Annotated in this window: 7 protein-coding genes; all 7 read right to left on the bottom strand. The window is 47.1% G+C overall.

Annotated features, from left to right (window positions below; all coding sequences use genetic code 11):
- Window positions 1-233 precede the first annotated feature (233 nt).
- Window positions 234-3,770 (bottom strand): transcription-repair coupling factor, encoded by a 3,537-nt coding sequence (gene mfd / locus ACFQPF_RS11560; RefSeq protein WP_379749775.1) that lies wholly within the window; start codon window positions 3,768-3,770, stop codon window positions 234-236.
- Window positions 3,771-3,866: 96 nt separating this feature from the next.
- Window positions 3,867-4,097: an anti-sigma-F factor Fin gene (fin, locus tag ACFQPF_RS11555; protein WP_379749773.1), complete on the bottom strand. Its 231-nt coding sequence runs from the start codon at window positions 4,095-4,097 to the stop codon at window positions 3,867-3,869.
- Window positions 4,098-4,166: 69 nt separating this feature from the next.
- On the bottom strand, window positions 4,167-4,727 hold the full coding sequence (gene pth / locus ACFQPF_RS11550) for an aminoacyl-tRNA hydrolase (protein ID WP_379749771.1): 561 nt from the start codon (window positions 4,725-4,727) through the stop codon (window positions 4,167-4,169).
- Between the two features lie 427 nt (window positions 4,728-5,154).
- On the bottom strand, window positions 5,155-5,817 hold the full coding sequence (locus ACFQPF_RS11545) for a 50S ribosomal protein L25/general stress protein Ctc (protein ID WP_379749769.1): 663 nt from the start codon (window positions 5,815-5,817) through the stop codon (window positions 5,155-5,157).
- Window positions 5,818-5,881: 64 nt separating this feature from the next.
- Window positions 5,882-6,832 carry a ribose-phosphate diphosphokinase gene (locus ACFQPF_RS11540; protein ID WP_379749767.1) on the bottom strand — a complete coding sequence of 317 codons (951 nt, stop codon included), beginning with the start codon at window positions 6,830-6,832 and terminating at the stop codon, window positions 5,882-5,884.
- A 34-nt stretch (window positions 6,833-6,866) separates the two neighbouring features.
- On the bottom strand, window positions 6,867-8,243 hold the full coding sequence (gene glmU, locus ACFQPF_RS11535) for a bifunctional UDP-N-acetylglucosamine diphosphorylase/glucosamine-1-phosphate N-acetyltransferase GlmU (RefSeq protein WP_379749765.1): 1,377 nt from the start codon (window positions 8,241-8,243) through the stop codon (window positions 6,867-6,869).
- Between the two features lie 210 nt (window positions 8,244-8,453).
- The gene (gene spoVG, locus ACFQPF_RS11530; protein WP_094253260.1) at window positions 8,454-8,744 is read right to left on the bottom strand and encodes a septation regulator SpoVG; all 291 of its coding nucleotides are present in this window, start codon (window positions 8,742-8,744) and stop codon (window positions 8,454-8,456) included.
- Between the last annotated feature and the right edge of the window lie 333 nt (window positions 8,745-9,077).

The raw sequence follows: 9,077 nt of genomic DNA, 5'->3' as shown, positions 1-9,077 counted from the left end.
GGCCAGTTTTTGTGACAGCATGGAAAAGCACCTCCTTCAATGAGATACTTCTATCGTACCGGAGGTGCCATACAAGTTATATGCGTTGTTTGAATACGGGCTTACCTCCAATCAACTTTTCAACGTTAAATACGCTATATAAAACCCTCTAAAACATCTTAAAAAATTCTATTACTTAAGTACTCCATTTCTGATAAAGCAATTAAGCTGATCCAATTACAAAATCTAACTCTTTATGAGCTGGACTTACTCTTTTCCCGCTTGACGTTTTTCATTTCTTTGAGCAGTTTCTCCATGGCTTGGAGGAGTTCTAGGTCTTTTAGGCGTTTGCGTTGGATGAGGACCTTGAATTCTCCTTTGGTGGCGTCGAGTGTGATGAAGCGGCCGATTTTGTTTGCTGCCTCAAAGATTTTGTTGCCGTCAATGGTGCTGGCGACTTCTGGCTTTAGCTTCATCGTTACCACATCGCCTTTTTGCTCGATGCTTGCGAATCCTTCCTTACGTGCGCGCAGGCGGATGGCTGCAGCAAGGAGCAGGCACTGTACCTCTGTTGGATAATCGCCGAATCGGTCGACGAGCTCATCGTGCACGTCTTCCACATCCTTCAGTGTTTTGACGGCACGGACTTGCTTATAAATGTCGATTTTCTGCTTTTCATCCTCAATGTATTGGGTTGGCAAGTAGGCATCGATCTCTATGTTCATCTCAAACAGCGCTTTTTCTTCCGCCGGTTTGTTGCCTTTACGCTCCTCAATGGCTTCTTCTAGCATTTGTGAGTACAAATCAAAACCGACTGAGTCGATGAATCCGTGCTGCTGCGCCCCGAGCAGGTTACCCGCTCCGCGAATCGACAAGTCGCGCATCGCAATTTTAAAGCCAGAACCGAGCTCAGTGAACTCTTTGATCGCCTGCAATCGTTTCTCCGCCACCTCGGTCAGCACCTTATCCCGCTGATACGTGAAGTACGCGTAGGCCACACGGTTCGAACGCCCGACACGCCCTCTTAGCTGATACAGCTGAGACAGCCCCATCTTATCGGCATCATACACGATAAGGGTGTTCACGTTCGGAATGTCGACGCCTGTTTCAATGATGGTCGTAGACACGAGTACATCCAAATCACCTTCTAAAAATTCGAGCATCGTGGATTCGAGCTCGTTCTCGGTCATCTGTCCGTGCGCGAATCCGACACGGCAGTCAGGCACGAGCATGGAAATCTGCTCTGCCATACGATCAATGGAATCCACCCGGTTATATAGGAAATACACCTGGCCGCCGCGGCCCATTTCGCGTTCGATCGCTTCTCGGACGAGAGAGCCGTTGTATTCCATCACGTACGTTTGCACCGGGAACCGGTTTTCAGGCGGCGTCTCAATAACAGAGAGATCCCGTACACCTAGCATGGACATGTGCAGCGTCCGTGGAATCGGAGTGGCCGTTAATGTCAGTACATCGATGTTAGCTTTTAATGTTTTGATCTTTTCTTTATGCGTCACTCCGAAACGCTGCTCTTCATCGATGATAAGAAGCCCGAGGTCATGGTACTTAATATCCTTTGAGAGCAGCCGGTGGGTACCGATTGCGATATCCACGGTCCCGTCATTTAAGCCTTTGATTACTTCATTTTGTTCCTTTTTAGAACGGAAGCGGCTTAACGAGCCAATCTTAATCGGGAACTCGGAAAATCGTTCGCGGAACGTTTCGTAATGCTGCTGTGCCAGAATGGTCGTGGGAACGAGAAAGGCGACCTGCTTGCCGTCCATGATTGCTTTAAAAGCGGCGCGGATGGCGACTTCTGTCTTGCCGTAGCCCACATCTCCGCAAAGAAGGCGGTCCATCGGCCTGATGCTCTCCATGTCCTGCTTGATCTCATCGATCGCCCGCAGCTGATCTTCGGTTTCCTGATATGGAAAGCTTCCCTCAAACTCCCGCTGCTCGACACTGTCTTCGCCGAACGCATGGCCGCGGCTCGCTTCTCTTTCCGCGTACAGCTTGATCAGATCATCGGCAATATCTTGAACGGATGATTTGACTTTGCTTTTTACTTTCTTCCAATCACTGCCGCCAAGCGAGTAGATCTTCGGCTCCTTACCTTCTGAACCGACATACTTCTGCACCTGGTCGATTTGCTCGACTGGAACATACAGGTTATCCTTACCCGCATATTTGATATGCAAATAATCCTTGTGGACGCCTTTGATCTCCAAGGTTTCAATGCCAAGGTATTTTCCGATCCCGTGGTTGACGTGAACCACATAATCTCCCGTTTTGAGCTCTGAGTAGCTTTTGATCCGCTCGGCGTTGGACATCTTTTGCTTTCGGGCAGGACGCCGCACTTTTTTCGTGAACACTTCTTCCTCTGTGATCACGACGAGCTTTTGCTTGACGGACTCAAAACCCGCAGACAGATCCGCAATCACGATCTGGCCTGTTTTCGCTTGAAGCGCGGTATCGCTTTTTAGCTGAGACGCCTCAATGTCATAGTCTTTCAGCACACTCTCCAGCCGGTCGGCGCGTTCTTCGTTTACGGCTGTGAACACAATCGTGTTTCCGCTCTTCTTCCAGCGCTCCATCTCGCCTTTTAAAAGATGCAGCTGTCCGTGGAAGTTCTGCATGCTTTTGCATTCTACGTTCAGAATGTTCTGCGGCTGCGTGTGCGGAACGTGGCGCAAAAAGAGGGACATATACACAATCGGGAATTTCACTTTATCTCCCGGAAGCTTCACATTTGGCGAAACCGGCACATCGCGCAAAAACTCGCCGTGCTCGAGCAAGGCCGTCTGCCATTCTGCTTCATCCTTATCCAGCTGGTTGTTGCTTTCTTGAATACGGCCGGCTTCATCCATCACGATGACGCTATGCTCAGGCATATAATCAAGCAGGCTTGCCGGCTTTTCATAGAATAGGGAAGCATACTTGAACATGCCTTGAAAGTTCTCCTGATCTCGCAATCGGCTTGCTTCGTACTCAATATTTTGTACGAGAATTTCCTTGATCTGATCGTCTTTCAATGATTTTAGAGTGGCTCCGAGCTTCTCCTCAAGCAGCGCCGCACCCCTTTTATAATGCTCCTCATAAAGCAGCAGCTCTTGTGCCGGACCGATTTCAATATTCTTGACTTTATCACCAGAGCGCTGTGTTTCTTCATCAAAATAACGGATGGAGTCGACTTCTGTATCAAATAGTTCAATTCGCAAAGGCTGTTTCTCCGTCAGCGGATAGATATCGATGATCCCGCCCCTGACGCTGAATTCACCTGGTGCCTGAACCATTGCCGACCGTTCATAACCCATGGCAACGAGCTGAAGAAGAACATCATCCAGACTGATATCATCGCCGACTGCCATGGAGATGCGGCATTTTTTCCACAGCTCGACAGGCGGCAAGAAACGGCGCAAACCAGCAGCAGGCGCGATGACAATTCCTTTATTTTCAGATGCCCAAAAATTCAATACTTCCAGACGCTGGCTTTTCAGCTCAGGGCTCGCAATCGCCAATTCGGATGAGATGACGTCGTTTACCGGATAAAGATACACTTCATTTTCAGGAATAAGGCCGCTTAGCTCCTCGTACAGCTTTTGCGCTTGAAACAAATTATGCGTCAAAACGAGCTGCGGCCTGTCTGCCTGCTCGTAAAGAGACGAGATCAGCAGCGTTCTTGCTGATCCAGATAGGCCGGCGATCAACTGTTCTTTTAACCCTCCTGTGATGCCGTTGATCACAGTCTGGATATCTTCACCCTTGCTGAAAAATTGCTTAAGATTTAACATGTGCTGCTCCCCTCCGTGTGCTCTGCCCTTTGCTTAGGCACTTAAAAACAGAAAAAGGCCTTGGACGACCGAGATATAGGGGTCCAAAGCGTCTTCCTATTGGATAAAATGTGATAGTGCGTGATAGTCCGGGTTAGTTTGCAGAGCATCCTGACAGTCCTCGCATGTGATTTTTACATGTATATCCCCGTCTGAGGTATAAGAGACCATTTCTTTATGCTCGTCGTCCGATAAGGCATGAAATCCGAGCTGCTCTGCTGAAACATCCGCTGGCTGAATTGTGCCGATATGCGCCTTGCAATGCCGGCAGTTATAATGGACAGCCATTGCCACCCTCCTTTTCATGTGCATCTGTTACTACACATTATGGGCAGCGGCTGGCTACTCTATACGATTCTACCCGTTAAAGCGGTTCATGACATTTTCAAAGGTTTCTGTTAAAAAAGCTTCGCATGCCTTTGCCGACTTTTCAATTCCATCCTGAACAGAAGGCTGCTCCTCTTTTGAAAAGCGGCCAAGCACGAAATCCGGAACGGGCTGGGCGTTGGTCGGCCTGCCAATGCCAAATCGGATACGCTTATACTCCTGAGTGCCAAGATGAGCGATCATGGATTTCATGCCGTTATGACCGCCTGCGCTGCCTTTTGCCCGCAGACGAAGCTTCCCTGGCGCCGTATCAAGGTCATCGTAAATCACAACCATGTCTTCTACCGGTATGTTGAAATAATCCATGAACGGGCCAATGCATTCACCCGAAAGGTTCATAAACGTTAATGGCTTCAAAAGGAAAACCTTCTCCCCTTTTACAATTCCCGTTCCGTACAGTCCTTTAAACTTAGACTGCTGCAGCGGAATATTCATTTCCTCTGCCAGCTGATCGATCACTTTAAAGCCAATATTATGGCGTGTATCTTCAAATTTAGGTCCCGGATTGCCAAGACCGATAAATAGTTTCATCTTTTTAACCACCTGCATGATGTTTGTTTAATTGTATTATAACCGACAGTTGTGTAAAAATCGAAACTTCAAGAGAGCTGTTGATTTCCGTTACAGGTGCACGCTTTCCGCGGGGCGGTCGGTGAGCCCATTTGTCGCTACGCGCCTTTAAATGGTCTCACCTGACCACTCGTCCCGCAGGAGTCGGCACCTTCCACTCCAATCAACTGGCAAAGATGCATCTAAGATCTTAAACAGCAACTTTCACGTTAGTATGTATAGATGCATTCCAACGACGCTATTAAATTAAAAAGTTTTTCAAGTCGCTTTTAGAATTTGCCTGGCGAACTTTTAATTTACAATCTATAGCATCCCAAGGTGTTTTACAGCCAAAGTTTATATACAGAGAAAAAAGCACAGCTTGGGGGCTGTGCTTTTTTGGAGTGATCTATTCTTCTTTTTGCTCTTTTTCTTCGCTTTGTGAGGATTCAGCTTCTTCTGTGTCTGATGCTTCGGAGCTTGCAGCGTCGTCATCGCCTTCTTCTGTTTCCGGTTCCTCAACGACCGTTGGAGGAGTGATGGAAGCAACGACTTCATTCTCTTCGCTTAGGATCTCGTATGAACCGCCTGTTGGCAGGTCCTTTACGTATACCGAATCGCCGATGTTCAGGCCTTCGATCGAAACTTCGAGCTGCTCAGGGATGTCATTAGGCAGTGCTTTGACGCTGACAAAGTTCATCGTGCGCTGCAACACGCCGCCTTCTTTCACGCCTGGCGCTTCTCCTGTCACAACAACAGGCACTTCTGCTTCGGTTTCTTTATTCATATCTACAGCAACGAAATCAATATGAGTGTAAGCTTCCTTTAGCGGGTGAGCCTGCACTTCCTGTACCATGACGGAGTACGTTTTATTATCAGCTTTAAGCTTGATAACACCGTTTTTCCCCACTTCACGGTACGCTTTCATAAAGTCCGTTTCCAGCACTGAGACTGATTGGGCTTCTGTTCCATAACCGTAAAGCACGGCTGGCACATAGCCTTCTCCGCGAATGGATGTTAAATCAGACCGTCTTTTTGTAGAACGAATAGTAGCTTGTAATTCAACTGTCATGTTTTCACCTTCCTAATACGAGTCTCTTTTCATGATTACCCGTTTAGCAAGGATTTAAAACATTTTAGTCAAAAAGCTTAGAAACGGAAAGCTGCTCGTGAACGCGGATAATCGCTTCACCAAGGAGCGGTGCAACGGAAAGCTGTGTTACTTTTCCTGTTTTCTTTTCTTCAGGAAGAGCGATTGTGTTCAATACAACGAGTTCTTTAATCTTAGAGTTCTCAATACGTTCGATCGCTGGACCAGAAAGTACTGCATGTGTACAGCATGCGTACACTTCCTTCGCTCCATTTTCCACAAGAGCGTTGGCAGCAAGTGTAATCGTGCCGGCTGTGTCGATGATGTCATCGATCAAGATCGCCGTTTTGCCTTCGATGTTACCAACAATGTTCATGACTTCCGCAACGTTAGGGCGAGGACGGCGCTTATCAATTATCGCGATCGGCGCTTTCAGACGGTCTGCCAGTTTACGGGCGCGTGTAACTCCACCGTGGTCCGGAGACACGACAACGATATCGTCCAGGTTTTTAGATGAAAAGTGGTTGGCAAGAATCGGTACACCAAGCAGCTGGTCCACCGGGATATCAAAGAAACCTTGAATCTGTGTAGCATGAAGATCAACCGCGATAACACGTGTAGCTCCAGCAGTCTCAAGCAAGTTCGCAACAAGCTTCGCTGTGATCGGTTCACGAGCGCGCGCTTTACGGTCTTGTCGTGCATAGCCATAATAAGGGATGACGATGTTGATCGTTTTCGCAGAAGCACGCTTAAGTGCATCGATCATAATCAACAGTTCCATCAAGTGATCGTTAACCGGATCGCTTGTGGATTGAATCACGTATACTTCGCTTCCGCGGATACTTTCCTCGATGTTGATCTGGATTTCTCCGTCGCTGAATTTCGTTACAGAGCTCTTGCCTAGTTCAATCCCGATGTGGTCGGCGATTTCCTGCGCCAGCTCCGGATTTGAATTCAGTGTAAAAAGTTTTAACGTTGGATCTACATACGTTGCCATTATGTGATTCATCCCTTCCCAGAAATAAAAAGTATTATTTTCTTTTCTCGTTTAGCTTTTGAACGTAATTTTCTTTTGTTGTTTGGCGTGCACGGGCAATGGAAAGCGCCTCACCCGGTACATCGTCTGTAATAGTCGATCCAGCAGCGACATACGCACCTGCTCCAACTGTTACTGGAGCGATCAAGTTGGAGTTGCAGCCGATAAAGGCGCCGTCTCCCACTTTCGTCAGGAACTTGTTCTTGCCATCGTAGTTCACTGTAATCGAACCACAGCCTAAATTGACGTCACGGCCGATCTCAGCATCGCCGATGTAGCTTAAGTGAGAGGCTTTGCTTCCTTCTGCCATCACTGATTTTTTCACTTCAACAAAGTTGCCGATCTTAACGTTGTTCTCAAGCTGTGAAGAAGGGCGGATATGGGCGAACGGCCCGATAGTTGTATAACTTCCAATTTCGCTGTCATGAACGACCGTCTGCTTGATGACGTTCTGGTCGCCAATCGTGCTGTCTTTGATCTCGCTGTTCGGACCGATGACGTTTTCGCTGCCGATTTTAGCGGCACCTAGAATCACCGTGCCTGGGTAAATGACCGTATCACTGCCAATTTGGGCATCTGCTGAAATGTACGTAGCTTCTGGGTCGATCAGCGTCACGCCGTTACGCATATGCATTTCATTAATACGGCGTTTCATGATTTTTTCTGCCTGCGATAAAGCAACGCGGTCATTCACGCCCATCGTCTCATCAAACGACGGTGTCTGGTAAGCCGCAACGACTTCCCCTTGCTTTTGGATGATTTCGACAACATCCGGTAGGTAATATTCACCTTGGACGTTATCATTGTTCACTTGCTTAAGCGCAGCAAAAAGCGCTTCATTATCAAAGCAGTACGTGCCTGTGTTGATCTCTTTCACCAGACGTTCTTCTTCTGAAGCATCTTTATGTTCAACGTTGCGTTCAACCGTACCCTCTGCATTGCGGATGATTCGGCCGTAGCCTGTAGGGTCTTCCGCTTTGGCAGTCAAAATCGTGGCTTTCGCGTTCAACGCAACATGTTCGTCAATCAGTTTCTGCATCGTTTCTGATGTGATAAGCGGAGTGTCGCCGCAAACTACGAGCGTGATGCCCTTTTCCCCAGCAAGTGCTGATTCTGCCTGCATAACAGCATGAGCGGTTCCGAGCTGTTCCTCTTGAAGCACATACTCGGCACGCTTGCCAAGATGTTCTTTCACCGTTTCAGCGCCGTGTCCGACAACGGTTACGATTTTCTTCATATCCAGAGCAGAAATTTGATCGACTACGTGCTCGACCATCGGCTTTCCACATACAGGGTGAAGGACTTTATATAATTTGGATTTCATTCTCGTTCCTTGACCAGCAGCCAGTATAACTGCATAACGATTTATCATCACGAACCTCCAATATATCCTCATATTCCAATACGAATATATCTTATAATGATAGTCATTTCAAGGAATGATGCGGTATTGTCACTAGATAGATAAATGTTCCAGAAAGGCCGTATCCGCTATTTGGCATTTTGCTGCAATCCTTGGTTCCTTTTTTTCACAAAAAAAAGAACCCTAGCTTTTGCCGGGTCCCTATTTTCCGTATCGGAATCAGGAAGCGCCTGCTTCTTCAAATGCAGATTCCATTTCGCCCATACGGTGATATTCAGTTAATACAGCGTTTTGAATTTTTTCACGAGTTGTTGATGTGATCGGATGCGCGATGTCGCGGAACTCGCCATCTGGCGTTCTTTTGCTTGGCATCGCAACAAACATGCCGTTGTTTCCATCAATCACTCGGATATCATGAATTACGAATTCATGATCAATTGTTATGGAGGCAATCGCTTTCATACGGCCTTCTGTATTAACACGGCGTAATCTAACGTCAGTCACTTCCATGTAAAACACCACCTTTTTCCATATTAAGAACGTAATACAGATATTCTTCACCATTTTACATAATCCTTCTTTAAAAATAAAAATTTTTTAAATATTTCGTGTATGGGTCTGATTTCCGCTTAATTGGGTTTTATTGGTGTATAAGTCGTTTTACTCTGCTCGCCAAGCCCTTCGTCATTCTTAGTGCGTAACTTTTTGACTGCGTTAGATTCTTTAACAGTTTTTAAAGTAATTGAGATAGGGGGAGGCGCCTAGCCTCCACATCCTCTCGTACCACCGTACGTACGGTTCCGTATACGGCGGTTCCTGTTAAGTCTTACGCAGAGCATCATA

The sequence above is a fragment of the Fictibacillus iocasae genome (genome assembly GCF_042665465.1).
GTDB lineage: Bacteria > Bacillota > Bacilli > Bacillales > Fictibacillaceae > Fictibacillus > Fictibacillus iocasae.
The sequence above is the reverse complement of the archived record's forward strand: the minus strand, read 5'-3'. Positions and strand labels throughout refer to the sequence as shown.

What these genes read in the sequence shown, in the direction of transcription:
- mfd (WP_379749775.1), bottom strand. Translation starts at nt 3,770, where the DNA reads ATGTTAAATCTTAAGCAATTTTTCAGCAAGGGTGAAGATATCCAGACT.
- fin (WP_379749773.1), bottom strand. Translation starts at nt 4,097, where the DNA reads ATGGCTGTCCATTATAACTGCCGGCATTGCAAGGCGCATATCGGCACA.
- pth (WP_379749771.1), bottom strand. Translation starts at nt 4,727, where the DNA reads ATGAAACTATTTATCGGTCTTGGCAATCCGGGACCTAAATTTGAAGAT.
- ACFQPF_RS11545 (WP_379749769.1), bottom strand. Translation starts at nt 5,817, where the DNA reads ATGACAGTTGAATTACAAGCTACTATTCGTTCTACAAAAAGACGGTCT.
- ACFQPF_RS11540 (WP_379749767.1), bottom strand. Translation starts at nt 6,832, where the DNA reads ATGGCAACGTATGTAGATCCAACGTTAAAACTTTTTACACTGAATTCA.
- glmU (WP_379749765.1), bottom strand. Translation starts at nt 8,243, where the DNA reads ATGATAAATCGTTATGCAGTTATACTGGCTGCTGGTCAAGGAACGAGA.
- spoVG (WP_094253260.1), bottom strand. Translation starts at nt 8,744, where the DNA reads ATGGAAGTGACTGACGTTAGATTACGCCGTGTTAATACAGAAGGCCGT.